Source organism: Aeromonas sp. L_1B5_3, from assembly GCF_963866575.1.
GTDB classification, from domain to species: Bacteria; Pseudomonadota; Gammaproteobacteria; order Enterobacterales; family Aeromonadaceae; genus Aeromonas; species Aeromonas jandaei.
The window spans coordinates 36,337-53,489 of the sequence record NZ_CAWMDN010000139.1 but is presented as its reverse complement, the minus strand read 5'-3'; the positions used below and the strand labels follow the sequence as shown (position 1 = coordinate 53,489).

At 62.3% G+C, this 17,153-nt stretch carries 16 protein-coding genes and 1 riboswitch; of the genes, 7 read left to right on the top strand and 9 right to left on the bottom strand.

The annotated features are described in order from the left end of the window. Positions 1-44: 44 nt before the first annotated feature. Positions 45-2,897, top strand: coding sequence for a valine--tRNA ligase (locus tag AACR93_RS18620; RefSeq protein ID WP_043849753.1), 2,853 nt, complete (start codon positions 45-47; stop codon positions 2,895-2,897). Between the two features lie 67 nt (positions 2,898-2,964). On the opposite strand, the gene AACR93_RS18615 is transcribed toward AACR93_RS18620, so the two are convergent. Further along, on the bottom strand, positions 2,965-3,951 hold the full coding sequence (locus tag AACR93_RS18615) for a sodium:calcium antiporter (RefSeq protein WP_043849763.1): 987 nt from the start codon (positions 3,949-3,951) through the stop codon (positions 2,965-2,967). Positions 3,952-4,038: 87 nt separating this feature from the next. Further along, positions 4,039-4,146: riboswitch (yybP-ykoY riboswitch) on the bottom strand. Positions 4,147-4,318: 172 nt separating this feature from the next. Between AACR93_RS18615 and AACR93_RS18610 the strand changes: the two genes are divergently transcribed. After that, positions 4,319-4,906, top strand: coding sequence for a superinfection exclusion B family protein (locus AACR93_RS18610; RefSeq protein ID WP_041210085.1), 588 nt, complete (start codon positions 4,319-4,321; stop codon positions 4,904-4,906). 74 nt (positions 4,907-4,980) lie between these two features. Here AACR93_RS18610 and AACR93_RS18605 read toward each other — a convergent pair whose 3' ends face one another. The 4 genes from AACR93_RS18605 to AACR93_RS18590 form a co-directional block, all read right to left on the bottom strand. After that, positions 4,981-5,835: an AraC family transcriptional regulator gene (locus AACR93_RS18605; protein WP_043849752.1), complete on the bottom strand. Its 855-nt coding sequence runs from the start codon at positions 5,833-5,835 to the stop codon at positions 4,981-4,983. 4 nt (positions 5,836-5,839) lie between these two features. Further along, positions 5,840-6,337: a GNAT family N-acetyltransferase gene (locus AACR93_RS18600; protein WP_041210083.1), complete on the bottom strand. Its 498-nt coding sequence runs from the start codon at positions 6,335-6,337 to the stop codon at positions 5,840-5,842. A 93-nt stretch (positions 6,338-6,430) separates the two neighbouring features. After that, positions 6,431-6,946 (bottom strand): GrpB family protein, encoded by a 516-nt coding sequence (locus AACR93_RS18595; RefSeq protein ID WP_041210082.1) that lies wholly within the window; start codon positions 6,944-6,946, stop codon positions 6,431-6,433. Between the two features lie 309 nt (positions 6,947-7,255). After that, positions 7,256-7,573 (bottom strand): DUF1496 domain-containing protein, encoded by a 318-nt coding sequence (locus tag AACR93_RS18590; protein WP_052497041.1) that lies wholly within the window; start codon positions 7,571-7,573, stop codon positions 7,256-7,258. A gap of 223 nt (positions 7,574-7,796) precedes the next feature. On the opposite strand from AACR93_RS18590, the gene AACR93_RS18585 reads away from it, so the two are divergent. Beyond that, positions 7,797-9,122 (top strand): hypothetical protein, encoded by a 1,326-nt coding sequence (locus AACR93_RS18585; protein ID WP_043849751.1) that lies wholly within the window; start codon positions 7,797-7,799, stop codon positions 9,120-9,122. A 138-nt stretch (positions 9,123-9,260) separates the two neighbouring features. Then, positions 9,261-10,037 (top strand): substrate-binding periplasmic protein, encoded by a 777-nt coding sequence (locus AACR93_RS18580; RefSeq protein WP_043849750.1) that lies wholly within the window; start codon positions 9,261-9,263, stop codon positions 10,035-10,037. A gap of 38 nt (positions 10,038-10,075) precedes the next feature. On the opposite strand, the gene AACR93_RS18575 is transcribed toward AACR93_RS18580, so the two are convergent. Beyond that, positions 10,076-10,897 carry a helix-turn-helix transcriptional regulator gene (locus AACR93_RS18575; RefSeq protein WP_043849749.1) on the bottom strand — a complete coding sequence of 274 codons (822 nt, stop codon included), beginning with the start codon at positions 10,895-10,897 and terminating at the stop codon, positions 10,076-10,078. 180 nt (positions 10,898-11,077) lie between these two features. Here AACR93_RS18575 and tyrS point away from each other — a divergent pair, with 180 nt between their 5' ends. The 3 genes from tyrS (at position 11,078) to AACR93_RS18560 (ending at position 14,186) form a co-directional block, all read left to right on the top strand. After that, on the top strand, positions 11,078-12,343 hold the full coding sequence (tyrS, locus tag AACR93_RS18570) for a tyrosine--tRNA ligase (protein WP_043849748.1): 1,266 nt from the start codon (positions 11,078-11,080) through the stop codon (positions 12,341-12,343). Positions 12,344-12,540: 197 nt separating this feature from the next. Further along, a complete protein-coding gene (locus AACR93_RS18565; RefSeq protein ID WP_043849747.1) occupies positions 12,541-13,452 on the top strand; it encodes a lipase family alpha/beta hydrolase in 912 nt (303 codons plus the stop codon). Next, positions 13,449-14,186: a lipase secretion chaperone gene (locus AACR93_RS18560; RefSeq protein ID WP_043849746.1), complete on the top strand. Its 738-nt coding sequence runs from the start codon at positions 13,449-13,451 to the stop codon at positions 14,184-14,186. Before AACR93_RS18565 ends, AACR93_RS18560 begins: the two co-directional genes overlap by 4 nt. 47 nt (positions 14,187-14,233) lie before the next feature. Here AACR93_RS18560 and AACR93_RS18555 read toward each other — a convergent pair whose 3' ends face one another. From AACR93_RS18555 to sgrR, 3 genes are read right to left on the bottom strand one after another with little or no spacing between them, the layout of a single operon-like run. Continuing rightward, positions 14,234-14,947, bottom strand: a complete 714-nt coding sequence (locus tag AACR93_RS18555; RefSeq protein WP_043849745.1) for a hypothetical protein — start codon at positions 14,945-14,947, stop codon at positions 14,234-14,236. Between the two features lie 32 nt (positions 14,948-14,979). Continuing rightward, positions 14,980-15,375 (bottom strand): acyl-CoA thioesterase, encoded by a 396-nt coding sequence (locus AACR93_RS18550; protein WP_033115515.1) that lies wholly within the window; start codon positions 15,373-15,375, stop codon positions 14,980-14,982. Between the two features lie 50 nt (positions 15,376-15,425). Then, positions 15,426-17,144: an HTH-type transcriptional regulator SgrR gene (sgrR, locus tag AACR93_RS18545; protein WP_043849744.1), complete on the bottom strand. Its 1,719-nt coding sequence runs from the start codon at positions 17,142-17,144 to the stop codon at positions 15,426-15,428. Positions 17,145-17,153 lie beyond the last annotated feature (9 nt).

Genomic DNA, 17,153 nt, shown 5'->3' with positions numbered 1-17,153 from the left:
ACGAATCAACACCAGAATCCATCCATCCAGATTACGGCGAGACCATGGAAAAGACTTTTAATCACAACGCCATCGAACAGGCGCTCTACCAGCACTGGGAAGCTCAGGGCTACTTCAAGCCCCACGGCGACACCAGCAAAGACTCCTTCTGCATCATGATCCCGCCGCCGAACGTCACCGGCAGCCTGCACATGGGTCACGCCTTCCAGCAAACCCTGATGGATACCCTGATCCGCTACAACCGCATGCAGGGCAAGAACACCCTGTGGCAGGCAGGTACCGACCATGCCGGTATCGCCACCCAGATGGTAGTTGAGCGCAAGATCGCGGCAGAAGAGGGCAAGACGCGCCACGATTACGGCCGTGATGCCTTCATCGACAAGATTTGGCAGTGGAAGGAAGAGTCCGGCGGTACCATCACCCGCCAGATGCGCCGTCTGGGCGACTCCGTGGATTGGGAGCGCGAGCGCTTCACCATGGATGAGGGTCTCTCCGCCGCCGTGCAGGAAGTGTTTGTACGTCTTTACGAAGATGGCCTGATGTACCGCGGCAAGCGTCTGGTGAACTGGGATCCGAAACTCAACACCGCCATCTCCGATCTGGAAGTGGAGAACCGCGAGATTAAGGGCCACATGTGGCACCTGCGCTATCCGCTGGCCAACGGCGCCAAGACCGCTGAAGGCAAGGATTACCTGATCGTAGCCACCACCCGTCCGGAGACCATGCTGGGCGATACCGCCGTGGCCGTGAACCCAGAAGACCCGCGCTACAAGGCGCTGATCGGCCAGCACATCCTGCTGCCGCTGGTGAACCGTCTGATCCCCATCGTTGCCGACGAACACGCCGACATGGAGAAGGGTACCGGTTGCGTGAAGATCACACCGGCCCACGACTTCAACGATAACGAAGTGGGCAAGCGCCACAGCCTGCCGATGATCAACATCTTCACTCTGGACGCCCACGTGCGTGCCGAGGCCGAAGTGGTCGACACCAACGGCAACCCGAGCACTGCCTACGACGCCGCCCTGCCGGCCGAGTTCGCCGGTCTGGAGCGCTTCGCCGCTCGTAAGGCGATTCTGGCCAAGCTGGAAGAGCTGGGTCTGCTGGACGAGATCAAGGATCACGTGCTGCAACAGCCTTACGGCGATCGCGGTGGCGTGCCCATCGAGCCGATGCTGACCGACCAGTGGTACGTGCGCGTAGCACCGATGGCCAAGACCGCTATCGAAGCGGTGGAAGATGGCCGCATCCAGTTCGTGCCGAAGCAGTACGAAAACATGTACTTCTCCTGGATGCGCGACATTCAGGACTGGTGCGTCTCCCGTCAGCTGTGGTGGGGTCACCGCATCCCGGCATGGTATGACGACGCCGGCAACGTCTACGTTGGCCGCAGCGAAGATGAAGTGCGTGCCAAGCACAGCATCCCGTCCGTGACTACCCTGCGTCAGGACGAAGACGTGCTCGACACCTGGTTCAGCTCCGCCCTGTGGACCTTCTCCACTCTGGGCTGGCCGAACAACACCGAGGCACTCAAGACCTTCCACCCGACCGACGTGCTGATGAGCGGCTTCGACATCATCTTCTTCTGGATTGCCCGGATGATCATGATGACCATGCACTTCATCAAGGACGAAAACGGCCAGCCGCAAGTCCCGTTCAAGACCGTCTACATCACTGGTCTGATCCGTGACGAAGAGGGCCAGAAGATGTCCAAGTCCAAGGGCAACGTGCTGGACCCGCTCGACATGATCGACGGCATCTCGCTGGAAGATCTGCTGGAGAAGCGCACCGGCAACATGATGCAGCCGCAGATGGCCGAGAAGATCGCCAAGCGTACCGCCAAGCAGTTCCCGGAAGGGATCGATGCCCACGGTACCGACGCTCTGCGCTTCACCCTGGCGGCGCTGGCCTCTACCGGTCGTGACATCAACTGGGACATGAAGCGCCTGGACGGCTACAACAACTTCTGCAACAAGCTGTGGAACGCCTCCCGCTATGTGCTGATGAACACCGAAGATCAGGATTGCGGTTTTGCCGGTGGCGAAATGCAGTTCAGTCTGGCGGATCGCTGGATCCAGTCCCAGCTGCAAGTGGCCATCCGTGACTTCCGTACCGCCCTCGATACCTACCGCTTCGACATCGCGGCTGGCGTGCTGTACGAATTTATCTGGAACCAGTTCTGTGACTGGTATCTGGAGCTGACCAAGCCGGTGCTGACCAAGGGCTCCGAGGCCGAGCAGCGCGCTGCCCGCCATACCCTGGTGACCGTGCTGGAAACCCTGCTGCGTCTGGCGCACCCGATCATCCCGTTCATCACCGAGACCATCTGGAAATCGGTCGCCCCGCTGGCTGGCGTACACGCCGACACCATCATGATTCAGGCCTTCCCGGAGTTCGACGCCGCCAAGGTGGACGAAGCCGCGATGGCGGATCAGGAGTGGGTGAAGGAGTTCATCGTCAGTATCCGCAACATCCGTGCCGAGATGAACGTGGCGCCGAGCGTGCCCCTCAACGTGCTGCTCCAGTGCGATGCCAAGGATGCCCAGCGCGCTGCTGACAACGAGGCCTTCCTCAAGTCGCTGGCCCGTCTGGAATCCATCCGCGTACTGGCGAACGGTGAAACTGCCCCGCTGTCAGTGAAGAAGCTGATCGGCGCTACCGAGCTGATGATCCCGATGGCTGGTCTCATCGACAAGGATGCCGAACTGGCCCGTCTGGCCAAAGAGGTTGCCCGTCTGGTGGGCGAGTGTGGTCGCATCGAAGGCAAGCTCGGCAACGAAGCCTTCGTCGCCAAGGCGCCGGAAGCGGTCATCGCCAAAGAGCGCGAGAAGCTGGAAGATTACCGTCTCCAGCTGACCAAGCTGGAAGCCCAGCAGGCCGAGATCGCCGCGCTGTAAGCACCGCCTCAACCGATACAACAAAGCCCCCTGCCAAGGGGGCTTTTTCATATCCGCGCTTCCCGCTTCAGCTCACCAGCAGCCAGCCGCAAAAACCGAGATAGAGCAGACCGACCAGCGCCAGCCGCTCGGCGGTCATGGTTCCCTTTCTGAACCCCCACCAGAGCAGCCCCACCGCCAGCAGCGTGACCAGCGAGGAGGCCATCATGGCGCCATCCAGCAACCAGGGGGTAAAGAGCAAGCAGAACGCCTTGGGGATAGTGCCCTGGATCATCATGGCCCCGGAGATATTGGCCAGCGCCAACCGGTTCTTGCCCTGCCGCACCCAGATCAGCACGTTCATCAGCTCCGGCATCTCGGTCGCCACCGGACTCAACAGCAGGGCCGCCAGCACCGGCGAGAGGCCAAAAAGCTCGCCCATGCTCTCCAGCTGATGGACAAACAGCTGGGCCGCCAGCGCCACCACCACCAGCGCAGCCAGCGTCTGCAGCAACACCTTGCCAAGGGGCGGGATCCCAGCATTTGGAGCCAGCTTGAGGGGCTCCGGCAATTCGACTTCGTGGCTGTCAGCCTGTTTCAGCTCGCGCCTTACATAGACGAGGTAGACCAGCAGGAAGAGCGGGGCCAGCCAGCTCTTGCCGGTGAAAGCGACCAGCCCCAGCGCGGTTGCCACCAGAAAGATGCCGATAAACCAGCGCTGATCCCGGCCAATCTCGCGCTGCACCTCGCCGTCGATGGCCCGTTCGGTACGCCCCATGCAAAGCAGCAGGGTGAGGCCGACCGCCGCATAGCCGATGGTCGCCAGCACCAGCGGCCCGCCAAGAGCGGCGCCAATGCCGATCTCCTGCTGGGCGGTCGTGTTGCCCATCAGCAGAGCGGTCAGGGTGACGATGCACTCGGGCAGCGCCGTACCCAATGCCGCCAGCAGGGAGCCGGTGGCGCTTTGGGATAGTTTGAAGTGGTGGCCGGTCCACTCGATGCCGTTGACGAAGTATTCGCAGGCAAGGTAGATGGTGACCGCAGAGACGAGAAATAACAGCAGGGTAATCAACATAATAGATACCGCCAGGCGAGCAGAGTAACCGATGGACCCGACATGGCTCGCCCGGCTGGCGTGCATATCGAGGCCAAAGGTCTTGCAGAGCGATAGTGCCTATCGCCGCCCATGCCATGGATACGAGGATCCAAGAGTGTTGACATGGGCCCGGCCCGGAATGCGGGCGGGTTGCTACTCCCCAATGACTGAGGGGACGTTTTACCAACTCGACCGCCGCCTCACAAGGCAAATTAATGACAACTCATTCAATAAGTTGTAAGGGAATGTAACCTCGCCAGCCTCCCCTCCCCGCTGCCATTGCGCTGTTGGCACACCGATTGCTGTAGGTAGTTCACTATCCACAACAGTTTGGGAAGGATGAACAATGAAACGGTGGATCCAACATTTCTATCAACTGAACCGCCTCAACTGGATGATGGTCTGGTTGTTGCTCTGTTGCAGCATCATTTTGCTGTTTCCGGCCGGACTGATGAAGGGGGCCGTCAGCCAGTGGGCCACGACCCACGCGGCCTGGCTGGGTGTCGGCATGCTGATCGCCATCTCCTACTTCTGCAGTCAGGGCTTCCTGATCGCCTGGGAGTGGGCCTGTGACGAGTGGCAGGCACGCCGCCAGCAGGATCAGCTGGCCCAGATGATCAGCTTCCTCGATTTCAACGAGAAGGCGGTGCTGCGCGAGTTCGTACTGCAGCGCAAAAGCGTCATAAACCTGCCGATCACCGAGCCCGCCGTCAAAAACCTGATGGATGCCGGCGTCCTCACCTACGCCTACGGCAAACCGACGCGGGAGAAAGAGGACGAGAACCAGATCCGCGCCCTGATGATCGCCCTGCCCGCCCGACCGCTGCTCACCTACAAGGTGCTGGGGCTGTCGCGTGGCAAGATGAGCGACGAGCAGGTGGAGCAGATCATGAATGCCCGCCCCAAGTTCGCCCAGAAGAGCCTGCAGCGCTAATCACGCCAACCGATATAAAAAGAGCCGGACACTGTCCGGCTCTCTCGTTTCTGCAGGATCCCGCTGGTTTTTGGCTAGCCCTTCAGGCTGGAGCAGAAGCTCACATCGGCCACCTTGGTCACCGGATCAAAGCTGTGATAGAGCTCGAAGCAGGGGCGATCGTCAAATTCCCAACCGGCCGCCACCACCTCGCCAATATGTTGCTGCCAGAGTGCGGGGTACTGGGCCGGATCGGTGACCGTCATGCGTGACAGGCCATAGCGGCCGCCCGCCAGCTGCTGGATCTCCACATTGCCACTTCCCCTGGTGCCCGCCGGCACGGTGACGCAGATATCGGTGCGGCACTGCTGGGGAGCCGTCACTTCGGGGTTGTCGTGGTAGATGAAGATCCACTCTCCTTCGGCCAAGCCCAACCCGGCAACCCACTGATAGAGCTGGTCACACACCGGCTCATAGCCTGCGCCGTAAGGGCCGGTGACCCGGATATAGGCCAGAGTGCGCGCAGCCATCTGTTCGGTTTTCATCTGTAGCCTCCTTTCACTGGAACGGCCTTCAGCATAATCAGAGACCCGGGCAGCCGCGTGTCCATTCTTGCTCAGTTGCAAGAGTGACGGCTGGCGGCGCAACATCCCCGGCGCCATGGCAAACTGCTTGCGAAACGCTTTGGCAAAGGCCTGTGAGCTGGCAAAACCGGCCGAGAAGGCAATCTCGGTGATCGGGTCGCGACTGTAGCAGAGAGAGCGAGCAGCCCGCTCCAACCGCAAGCGACGCTGCATCTCGGCCGGGGTTTCACCGGTGACGGCGGTAAAGACCCGGTGAAAGTGATAGCTGGAGAGTGAAGCCAGGCTGGCCGCCTCGCTGAGACAGAGCTCGGGATTCTGCTCCAGCGCCCGGATCACCGGGCGCAATCTGTCCTGATAATCGACCATGCCGTTAGCGACTGGCGCCCCCCGCGACTCTGGCCATATAGAACACATCCACATAGCGCCCTTGGCGGAAGGCATAATCGCGGGCCCGCCCCTCCTCCACAAAGCCGAACTTGCGATAGAGCGCCAGCGCCGCTTCGTTATCGACAAAAACCGTCAGCTCAATCCGGTGCAGGTTGAGCCAGTTATCGGCCAGATCCAGCGCCGCGGCCATCAGGGCAGAGCCAACCCCCTTGCCGGCCCAGTCATCTCGCACTCCCATGCCAATCCCGGCCACATGCTTGCGTCTGGGATTGGGCTCCACATGCAATGAGATCTGACCCACCAGCCTCCCATCGGCCTCCGCCACCAAGGCGACCACATCACCGTTCTCCAACCGCTTTTGCCACTGGCTAAGGGGAGGTGTGGGCAGGTGCAGAGTGCCCGCCTGGGCATTGGGCATGGCGTAGAGATCCCGCAAGGCGGGGGCATCGGCGGGTTCGGCATGACGGATGGTAATCGACATATGAGGCTCCTTCTCGAAACCCCCATCATGCAATATCCGGCTGATTTGCACATCCCCCCAGCCCACTTATTCGCCTGGCCGTGGCTGAGGTTTCTAACGCCTGCTGGCCAGCCAGCTCAGCGCTCTCGCCTCGTGCTCTTTCACAAAGTCGTTCTTGCCCTCGCAATAGCGCTCGATCCGGTTCTCACACTGCGCTGCAACCGTCTCTTTCAGAGCGGCATACTCCCGGCAGATGGCAGGATGAGCCCTGAGATAATCACGAAAAGCCAGATGACGAACGACATGGGGATCCCCCTGCAAGAAGGCATGGATCTGGTGCGTCCTCTCATCACCCCCTTTGCGAAAATAGCGACGCCGCGAGATGCCGCACTCTCCCATCGCTTCGTACCCCATGACTTCCAGCAGACCGTTTTGCTGATCCAGCCGCTCCAGCGAGGAGACCTCCAGCAGGATATCTATGATGGGCTTGGCCGCCAGCCCGCTGACCGAGGTGCTGCCGATATGGTGCACTGCGAGCAGACACTCATCCAGCAGGCTGCGCAGTTGGTCTGCTTCTGCCTGGAAGAGGGCTGGCCATTGGGGACGGTAGGGAACAACTTCGACTTTCACGGCATCTGCTCTTGGGGGATACGTGGCATCAAGCCATTGGCAATAGGGAAAGCTGGCCGGATTTGACGGCAACACATAACAAAAACGGAGCCGAGGCTCCGTTTTTTCACTTCTGTATCAATCACGGACAGAACGCGCTTCGCGCTCTTGCCGCTCCCTTGCCAACAGGCGTTTGTACCACCAGCTACTGCGACGACGTTGTGCATTGGAAGAGCGACGAGCCATTTCTTAGGTTCCAGCCATGAGAAGAAGGAGCTGCATTATGCGACAGGGATCACGCCCTTGTCTTTAGCTGGATCAAGAAATGGGTCACTGACCAACCGAAATCGTTTTTTGTTGTCGATCATCGCGGGTCGCCGGCAATACGGTCGCCGCCGAACGCCAGACCAGCGGGCCATTGCTCTCCAGATCGTTCTGGGGGCCGCACTCCAGCCAGATATCCCCCTGCAGAATACGGGCGCCCTGCGAGAACTTCTGATCTTGAAACCAGCAAACCCGCTCCGGCAGGGAGCCGAGCGGCAATACCAGCTGGGTACTGCTAGCCTCGCCTGCCACCCTGGTATCGGTAGCTGCATGAACGGGTAACAACCAGCAGGATGCCAGCAGCCAAAGAACTCGATTTTTCATGGACTCTTCCTTTACTTCGGTGAGCTCAGCCAATAGGGAGCGACCATACCGCGTGTTTACTTTACCGGCAAATGCAAGGCTGACTGGTATTCCGGAACCAATATGGTAGCCTGCCTGCGCCCGCTGACTATCTCTTGTCGTCAGCCGTCAAATTCCGGTGAATTTGTCCGTTCAAGACAAAATATAACCTTATTTATCAAATCGTTATTTGGATATTATCCCAATGCGTATCATGCCGTTGCTCAAGGCGGCCTGCCTGAGCCTGATGTTGTCCGCCTGTGTTGCCCCTCTGCTGATGATGAGCCCCACCAGCCAGTTGATGTGGGCCCTGCTCAAGCCACTGGTCGGCTTCGATCCCAATGAGGCGAACCTGTTCGAACAGCCTCTCGTCAAGGATCGGATGACTGCCATCCTTGGCCCCAACTACGACACCACCATGCAGCTGCTCAAGACTGCCAACAAGCTGCAGCAGGAGGGGCCGCTCTTCTACGTGCTCTCCGAGTATGCCCCCGTACCCGACATCGCCAAACAGGCGGGTATGGTCTGGAACTCGCAGACCAACCAGATGTCCGTGCTGCTGCAAAAAGGGGATGGCACCACCCAGACCTTCGGCGAAAATCTGGCGGGCACTACTCCGGTCTGGCCAACCGCCATGCAGGGCTGGCAGGCTGCAACCACGCCGCTTGCCACCACCGGCAATGCGCTGACGGGTAGCAGTACCAGCTCGAGTGCCGCCTCCCCCTTCTCGCTGGGCAGTGCGATCGGCAACGCCACCCGCAGCGTCACCGGCTCCCTGACCAATAGCGCCACGCAAGCGATCAGCGGCACCACCAACAAGCTGACCGGACAAGCCACTCAGGCCGCAACCACTGGCGCCACCAGTGCAGCCAAGAGTGCCACGACCGCGGTCGCTCCAGCCAAACAGGCTGTCGCCAACACCACCGCGACCGTTCAGGAAACCAAAGCGGCAGTGGCCCAAACCAGCCAGGCTGCGAGCAGTGCCGCGGCCACCACAGTACCAGCAGCCACCAAAGCTGCTGTCGAGCCCGCCAAACAGGCAGTCAGCAGTGCTGTCGCTACCGCAACACCAGCAGCCACCAAAGCAGCAGTCGAGCCCGCCAAACAGGCGGTCAGCAACGCTGTCGCTACCACAACACCGGCAGCAGCCAAGGCTGCCGCCGAGCCCGCCAAACTGGCGGCCAGCAACGCTGTCGCTACCGCAGTACCGGCAGCAACCAAAGCCGCTGTCGAACCCGCCAAGCAGGCCGTCAGCAGCGCTGTCGCTACCGCAGTACCGGCAGCCACCAAGGCCGCTGTCGAACCCGCCAAACAGGCCGTCAGCAATGCCGTCTCGACCGCAACACCAGCAGCAACCAAGGCCGCTGTCGAGCCCGCCAAACAAGCGGTCAGCAGCGCTGCTGCTACCGCCACACAGCAGGTGAGTGCCGCTGGCCATACAGCGGGCGAGAGCGTAGCCGATGCTGCCAAAGAGGCAGAGGCCAAGGCCCGCGCCAAGGCAGAAGCCGAAATGGAAGCCCTGCTCAAGTAATGCCACAGGCCACCGCAAGGTGGCCTGTTACTTTCTGCCATACCGGGTAGCAATATCGTGCAATCTGATCATGAAGTTGTGGCAAAGGCCACATAGACTGTTAGTTAATCACGGTCTTATCCGCACAAGGAGTGTGTCATGCGTTGTCTGCTCTCTGCTCTGCTCGGTTTTGCCCTGCTTGTCGCGCTCCCTGCCCATGCCTTTATCTACTACTCGGAGCAGAACATGCCCCTCAACGGGCAGGACAAAAATGGCCAACCGGTGGGGATGGCTGTCGAACTGCTTCGTCTCATCTGGCGCGAGCTGGGCGAACCTGTTCAGCCGATCCATTTTATGCCCTGGGCACGGGGCTGGTATCTGCTGACCCAACAGCCGGAGGCGGTTCTTTTCACCACGGCTCACACCAAAGAGCGGGATCCCCACTTCCTCTGGGTCTGCCCCATCAGCTACTCCCGGGTAGCACTGCTCGGCCGCAAGAAGGATGCCCCAAAAGTGAGCGGCAAGGCGGATCTCGCCAAGCTGCAGATCGGGGTGATGCAGGCGGATGTAGGTGAGCAGCTGCTGCTCAACCGGGGAGTCAGTCCGCTCAATCTGATGTCGGTGGAACGGATGGATCAGGTGGTGCGCCAGCTCATCATGGCCCGTACCGATCTGGTGGCCGGCAACGAGGTGATGCTGTTTCACCAGCTGAAAGAGCTGGGCTTTAAACCCGATGATTTTGTTACCGTGGCGGTACTGGAAGAGCAGGACAACTGCTTTGCCTTCAACCCGCAAGCCGACAAAAACGAGGTTGCCAGAATCCAGCAGGCGCTCGACAAGGTCAGACAGGGGGATGAGTTCAAGCGGCTGATCGCCCGCTATGAACACCTTAACCCCCCCCACAGCGCCGACAGCCAGCCTACCCACATCGAATAGCCCCGCAGCCCGCCACCTGGCGGGCTCTTTACTTCCCTTTACCCCTCTTTGCTGACAGCCGCAGGCGCCGTAATGAGGTGATTGAGGAAGAAGCGGAACAACTCGGCCCGCGAGCGCAGATGCAACTTGGCATAGAGGTGCTTGCGGTGATTCTTCACCGTGCCGCTGCCGATGCCGAGCGCACCGGCAATGGCCTCGGTGTCGAGCCCCTGCAACAGCAATCCCGCCACCTGACGCTCGCGGCGGGTGAGGCTTGCCCCCCCCACGCTGGCGATGGCCTGCTCCACGGTCGCCTTGAGATCGGCGCCACCCGGCAGCGCCGGACTCTGGGCCAGCAACGCGGCTCCCTCCCGCCAGTGCTGGCGGCACAGCGAATGCACCAGCGGAAACAGCGCCTCCAGCCTGGCCAACTCGTCACGGCTGAGGGGGCTGCGCTTGTCGAGTCGCCCCAGAAACAGCATCAGGGTGAACCCGTCCCGCACCGGCAGGATCAATCCTACCTCCTCCTGCCAGCCGGTGGCCTGATAGAAGTGGTGGCGATACTCGGGATCTAGCCGCCCCCGCGACACCTGCGCCAGCGTCCAGACCCCGGCCTCCAGACCCTGTTCCAGCGCCTGCATAAAGGGATCCTGGCTGAAGTGGCGGGTGAGGTAGCGATCAAACAGCAGCGCCCGCTGGTGGTGCAGGTTGTCATAGAGGTAAACGGGGCGCTGCCCCACCCCGAGCAGCAGGGCACAGTCGAACGCCACCTGCTGCTGGATGAGACGCACCAGTGCCGCCGGAAAGGCGCTGCCGTGCAGGGCATCGACCACCTCGGTCATGCTGCGGGTCAGGGCATCTGTGGCAAGAGTCTGGATCATGGGCGCTGGTTCATGGCGATGGCTTCCGGGTGGCGGGCAGGCTTCCCGCTATGGTTGTGCGATGGTCACACGATAGCCGGATGCTAGCACGAGAGTGGCAAAACTGTCCCCTGGGGGACATATTCGGCGCAGGCCGGAGCGGCGAGGATGTGGGCTTTTCCCCTTGCTGTTGGAGAACCCATGATCAACCCCCACCTGCTCGATGAGCTGACCCGACGCGGCCTGGTGGCCCAGAACTCCGACCCGGCGGCGCTGGCCGACCATCTTGCCACCCCGCGCACCGTCTACTGCGGGTTCGATCCCACCGCTGGCAGCCTGCACATCGGCCATCTGGTGCCACTGCTGATGCTGCGCCGCTTCCAGCTGGCGGGTCACACTCCGGTGGCACTGGTGGGCGGTGCCACCGGACTTATCGGCGATCCCAGCTTCAAGGCGACCGAGCGTAACCTCAACAGCGCCGAGACGGTGCAGGGCTGGGTAGCAAGTCTGTCGGCCCAGATCAAAGCGCTGCTGCCAGCGAGCGAAGGGCTGGCGGCGCCGCAACTGGTCAACAACGCCGACTGGATGGGGCAGATGTCCGCCCTCGATTTTCTGCGCGACATCGGCAAGCACTTCTCGGTCAACGCCATGCTGGCCCGCGAATCGGTGCGCCAGCGGTTGGCCCGCCCGGATCAGGGCATCTCGTTCACCGAGTTCTCCTACGCCCTGCTGCAATCCCAAGACTTCGCGGTGCTCAACCAGCGCCTCGGCTGCACCCTGCAGATCGGCGGCAACGACCAGTGGGGCAACATCACCAGCGGCATGGATCTCACCCGCCGCCTCAATCAGGCCCAGGTGTATGGCATGACGCTGCCGCTCATCACCAAGGCTGACGGCACCAAGTTTGGCAAGACCGAAGGCGGCGCTATCTGGCTCGACCCGGCGCTCACCTCACCCTACGCCTTCTACCAGTTCTGGCTCGGCACGGCGGACGAGGATGTCTACCGCTTCCTACGCTACTACAGCTTTATGCCGCTGAGCGAGATTGATGCACTGGAGGCGGAGGATGCAAAGCGGCAAGGGCGCAAACTGGCCCAGCAGGTGTTGGCCGATGAGCTGACCGAGCTGGTGCATGGTAAGGGGGCGCTGGCAGCAGCGCAGCGCATCAGCGAGCTGCTGTTTAGCGGCGAGGTGGCCCGCCTTGGCGAGAGCGATCTGGCCCAGTTGGCACAAGATGGCATGCCAAGCTGCCGTATCGAGGGGGAAACCGATCTGGTGACCCTGTTGGTAGAGAGCGGTCTGGCCAACTCGAAGCGGATCGCCCGCGAGCTGCTGGCGGCGGGGGCCATCAGCCTCAACGGCGAGATCCGCCGGGATGAGCCACTGACGACGGCTGACCGGCTGTTCGGCTGCTACCTGCTGCTACGCCGGGGCAAGAAGCAGTACCGGCTGGTGATGTGGCACTGATTCCCGCTTGGTTGGGGAGGCATCACAAGGTCGCCTCCCCGCCTCAACCGCTGGCCAGGGATGGCCACAATCTCTTTTGAATCCCAACTTGCGATCCCCCTCACAGCCCGCTTCTCAAGCAGCCACCATACTGGCACCGGCGAACATGGAGTCCGCCCCACCTCACAACCCCTTACAAATCGACAAGGATGCTGATGATGAAGAGATGGCTTCTGGTGCTGCTCTGCACCCTGCCCATGCTGGCGCAAGCCAGCGGATATACCCAGACCCGCTACCCCATAGTGCTGGTGCACGGCCTGTTCGGCTTCGACAAGCTGCTCGGGGTCGACTACTTCTACGGCATTCCGCAGGCCCTGAGCCGCGATGGCGCCAAGGTCTACGTGGCTCAGGTATCTGCAACCGCCAGCTCCGAGCAGCGGGGGGAGCAGTTGCTCGCCCAGATCGAACTGCTGCTGGCCGCCACCGGTGCCGAGAAGGTTAATCTGATCGGCCACTCCCACGGCGGCCCCACCATTCGTTATGTCGCCTCGGTCGCCCCCGAGCTGGTCGCCTCCGCTACCAGCGTGGGTGGGGTGAACTACGGCTCCGACATCGCCGATCTGGTGCGCACCAATGCGGCGCCCGGCTCGGCCGCCGAGAAGCTGGCGGCCGCCGCTGCCCACGCGCTCTCCGGCGTCATCTCTCTCCTCTCGGGGGGAAGTCAGCTGCCGCAGGATCCGGTCGCCGCGCTCGATGCCCTCACCAGCAAGGGAGCCAACCAGTTCAACCAGCGCTATCCGGAAGGGCTGCCCAGCCAGTATTGCGGCGAAGGGCCGATGCAGGCGACCAACGGCGTCTACTACTTCTCCTGGAGCGGACGCGGCAACATGACCAATATTCTGGATCCGGTGGATCCGGCGCTGGCGCTGACCGGTACCTTCTTCAAGGAGCCCAATGACGGGCTGGTCGGCGTCTGCAGCAGCCACCTCGGCAAGGTGATCGGCACCGACTACCGGATGAACCATCTGGATGAGGTGAACCAGTCCTTCGGCATCCACCACCTGTTTGAAACCGACCCGGTCACCCTCTATCGCGACCATGCCCACCGCCTCAAGGAGCTGGGACTATGAGGATCGTCACCCTGCTCGCCGTCCCCTGCGCCATCGCCCTGCTGATCGGCGGCGTGCTGCTCTGGCCGGCAGCCCCGACTGCGCAGGTGGCACGCCAGCAAGGCGTACCTACCGCCAGCAACCATCACCACGATCCCGTGCAGGAGGCCGCCGACGAGCTGCAGGGGCGTTATCGCACCTTTATCTCGGCCCAAAGCAGCCTGACCGTGCCCACCGATATCACCCTCGCCAGCCTGCAAATCCTCTTCGACGAGCGGGAGCAACTGCGCCAACAGAGCTTCACCCCGACCGAGCAGGAGCAGCTGTTTGCCGAAGATCGGCTGATGGAGCAGTGGACCCTGCGCCGCAAGGCGCTGGCTGAAGCAAGCGATGCCGACAAGCAGGAGTTGGCCAGCGAGCTGGAGCTCTGGCTGGCGGCGCAGCCCCGGTGGTTTCAGGAGGCCGAAGCCAACGGCCGCCTGCTGGGCGAGCTGCAGGCGCTGGAGCAGATGGAGCCAGCCAGACGGGATGCCCTGTTGCTGGAGAAGGCAGGGCCGGAAGCGGTGGATAGGATCCATCAACTCGAACAGGATCGGCAGGGATTCAAGGAGCAGCTCAATGGCTATCTGGCCGAGCTGGGGCAATTACCCGCCAGCGCCAGAACCGAACAGCAGCAGGAGCTGCTGGCCCGCTGGTTCGAGCCACAGCAGTGGCGACGGGTCGAAGCGCTCACCCGGATGAAGCTGGGGGAGTAGTAAGCCAATGACAAGGGGCCCGCGATGGGCCCCTTGTTGTGGTGCGTTTATTGCGGCTTGTTGGTCGCCGGCAACGGCTGCCAGGTGAGGCGAGTCACCTGATTGCCCTGCACCTCGCACTTGAGGCTCAGCTCCTGCCAACCCTTCTCCTGACGCAAGGAGACATCGCCCGCGATGCCCTGCTCGCCAATCTTCAGCTTCTCCTGCTCGAAGATCACCTTGTCGCCACCAGCCAGCTCCATCAGCTTGCCGTTGCAGAGCCTGTGGGCGAGCTCCGCCCCCTTGAGCTTGACGCTGCCCTTGGCGGCCTTCTGTTCGGCAGCGCCGGGAGCAAAGAGCTTGCTCAGCTCGGCGGCCCGTTTGGTTAGCCACTCCTGACGCTGCTGCATGCTCATCTTGCTGACGAACTCGGCTGGCTGACCCTTTTCGTCCAGCCATTGGGTCAGCTTGCCACTGTCGTCAAAGGCGAACTGGGCGGCGGGCTCTTTGACCCCGAACAGCTTGCCCCCTTTGAAGTAGTAGCGGCTCTCCCCCTCCAGCTTGCCCAGCTCGTTCATGATGGGCACGGCGATGATGACGGGGGCGCCATCGACCCAGGCCTTGATGTCGACGCCGTCGTGGCTGAAGAGACGGGTATCGAGGGCACTGGCGGCCCCCTTTTCCATCAGGGAGAACTGTTCGGCAAGAGTTGCCGCCAGAGACGGCAGGGAGCAGAGCCCCAGCCCCAAGCCGAGGCTCAGAGCGATCACGGTATTGCGCATATGTGTCCTGTGTGTTGGCCGAAAGGCCCGGGTTAACTCTCTATCAACCAGGCCCGCAGCCCCTCCCGGTGAGTCTCGCTCAGAGGGATGGATTGGCGTGCCCGATAGTCAAAATGGATCAGGGTCGTCTCGCCGGTGACGGCCAGCTCCCCCTGCTGCCAGGCTTCCTGCCAGATGGTGAAGGAGCTGCTGCCAATGCGGCGCACGCCGGTCTTGATGGTGACCGGCTGGCCGTAGAACAGCTCCCGTTTGAACTGCACCGTGTAGCCCGCGATGATCAGGTGCCAGTCATGCACATCCAGCTCGGGCGAAAAGATCCGGAACAGGGGATCCCGCGCCGACTCAAACCAGACCGCCGGCACCGTATTGTTGATATGGCCGAGGGCATCTGTCTCCTGAAAGCGGGGTTGGATCTGCATTTCCAGCATGGCTGGTGACTCCTTGTCGTTGAACCGCGCTCAGGCTAACGCGCCCCGCATCAGGACTCAAGCTCCCCGCCATCGCCCTGTGCCTGACCAACCAGCTCGGGTCGCAGCCAGGCGCTGCGAAAATCGAACCAGCCGAGCGCCGTCATCCGCACCCCGTGCACGCCGGTACGGCTCTCCAGCTCAAGCCAGTGGTGAAACAGCGGCACAAACCAGCCCTGCTGCTGCACCCTGGCCATCAGGGCGCGCGGGCCGGGTTCGGCGCCGCTGGCGCGCCACTGCGTCAACCCCTGCCACAACGGCAGCTGGCTGCCCCACACCCGGCGCAGCAGCGGAGTGCCCTGCAACCAGCCGTAGGGGGCAAAGGGCCCCTCATGTTCAAGGTTGAGGGTACCAAGCCAGAGATCCACATCCTCATCCTCGCCACTCACCCAGCGACCGTAATCAAGGGTGCGCACTTCCAGCTCAATTCCCTGCGCCCCTAGCAGATCGGCCATGGCACCGGCACACTCATTGAACTCGATATGCTGGTTGAAACAGGCGAGCACCAGCCGCTGTGGCAGGCTCTGTGGCCGAGGCTGCGGCGGTGGCAGCGTCTCACGCCAGTGGGGCAGCATGCCGAGGGCGCTGGTCCAGCCTCGTTGTAGCTCGGGGGCAACCCGTGCCATCAGGGCCACCGGACTGAGCAGCTGAATGATCCAGTAGCGCAGAGCAGGATCCTGCAAGGCACGGGAGCGCTCGTCCTGCAGCAGGAAGTAGCAGCCCGATTCGAGCTCCGACTCGCCACGCATGGAGCCAAGCTCGGGGCTATCACGACCCAGCTGCAGGTGGCTCTCCAGCCGCTCCGCCAGCTCCGGCAACATCCAGATGTCGATCTCGTCGAGCAGGGCGCGCAGGCCGAAGTAGTCGTCAAAAGCGGCGAGGCGCAGCTGCAGCGGATCGTTGGCGATCACCCGATAGGGGCCGGTGCCCACCGGTTGCAGGGCAAACCCCCCCTCTTCCTTGAGCTCGCGCGGCAAAATGGCCGCCACCGGCTCGGCCAGCAGGTCGGGCAGCAGAGGATCCGGGCTGTCGAGATAGAGATCCAGAGTGCGCGGCCAGGGGCTCTCCAGCCGCGCCAGATGGGCGAACAGCGGGCGATCCCGCAGGGCCAGCAGACTCTCCATCACATCCTCCACCACCAGCTCTCGACCGTGGTGAAAGCGCACCGCCGGGCGCAGGTAGAAGCGCCAGTGACAAGGGCCGACCTGCTCCCAGTGGTGAGCCAGATCGCCCTCGATTTCCCCATTTTCCTCATTTCGCCGGGTGAGGCCGTTGAAGATCTGGCGGCTGAGATGCACCTCCGAGCGGCGCATCGGGCCGGTAGGCAGCAGCTGCGGCAGCGGCCGGTAGTAGGGCACCCGCAGGATCTGACGCCCCTCGCGGGTGGCCTGACCGAGCTGTTCGAGCAGCAGCGGGGTGAGCAGATCGAGGCGATCTTCGGCCAGTCGTACCGCCTGCGCCAGCTGGCCCTCACTGAGCAGATCCCGCAAGCGGCGCCGGGTCAGGCTCTCCTGACTGTCGAGCAGGGTGAGTCGGGAGCGCCGCCCCCGCCCCGCTTCCGCCGTCCAGTTGAGCCAGCCCTGATCCTGCATCCGCCGCAGCAGCAGACGGGCGTTGCGCGGGGTGCAGCAGAGCAGATCCGCCACCTCGGCGAGGCTGAGCTCCCGCTCATCGCAGCCAAGCTGCTGGGCGAGCCGTTGAAATTGCTGGTAGAGGCGACCGGTCGGCATAAAAGAGGA

Coding starts and splice junctions, on each gene's coding strand:
- AACR93_RS18605 (WP_043849752.1), bottom strand. CDS start 5,835: ATGGTCGATTATCAGGACAGATTGCGCCCGGTGATCCGGGCGCTGGAG.
- AACR93_RS18580 (WP_043849750.1), top strand. CDS start 9,261: ATGCGTTGTCTGCTCTCTGCTCTGCTCGGTTTTGCCCTGCTTGTCGCG.
- AACR93_RS18565 (WP_043849747.1), top strand. CDS start 12,541: ATGAAGAGATGGCTTCTGGTGCTGCTCTGCACCCTGCCCATGCTGGCG.
- AACR93_RS18615 (WP_043849763.1), bottom strand. CDS start 3,951: ATGTTGATTACCCTGCTGTTATTTCTCGTCTCTGCGGTCACCATCTAC.
- tyrS (WP_043849748.1), top strand. CDS start 11,078: ATGATCAACCCCCACCTGCTCGATGAGCTGACCCGACGCGGCCTGGTG.
- AACR93_RS18560 (WP_043849746.1), top strand. CDS start 13,449: ATGAGGATCGTCACCCTGCTCGCCGTCCCCTGCGCCATCGCCCTGCTG.
- sgrR (WP_043849744.1), bottom strand. CDS start 17,144: ATGCCGACCGGTCGCCTCTACCAGCAATTTCAACGGCTCGCCCAGCAG.
- AACR93_RS18575 (WP_043849749.1), bottom strand. CDS start 10,897: ATGATCCAGACTCTTGCCACAGATGCCCTGACCCGCAGCATGACCGAG.
- AACR93_RS18550 (WP_033115515.1), bottom strand. CDS start 15,375: ATGCTGGAAATGCAGATCCAACCCCGCTTTCAGGAGACAGATGCCCTC.
- AACR93_RS18590 (WP_052497041.1), bottom strand. CDS start 7,573: ATGAAAAATCGAGTTCTTTGGCTGCTGGCATCCTGCTGGTTGTTACCC.
- AACR93_RS18585 (WP_043849751.1), top strand. CDS start 7,797: ATGCGTATCATGCCGTTGCTCAAGGCGGCCTGCCTGAGCCTGATGTTG.
- AACR93_RS18620 (WP_043849753.1), top strand. CDS start 45: ATGGAAAAGACTTTTAATCACAACGCCATCGAACAGGCGCTCTACCAG.
- AACR93_RS18555 (WP_043849745.1), bottom strand. CDS start 14,947: ATGCGCAATACCGTGATCGCTCTGAGCCTCGGCTTGGGGCTGGGGCTC.
- AACR93_RS18600 (WP_041210083.1), bottom strand. CDS start 6,337: ATGTCGATTACCATCCGTCATGCCGAACCCGCCGATGCCCCCGCCTTG.
- AACR93_RS18610 (WP_041210085.1), top strand. CDS start 4,319: ATGAAACGGTGGATCCAACATTTCTATCAACTGAACCGCCTCAACTGG.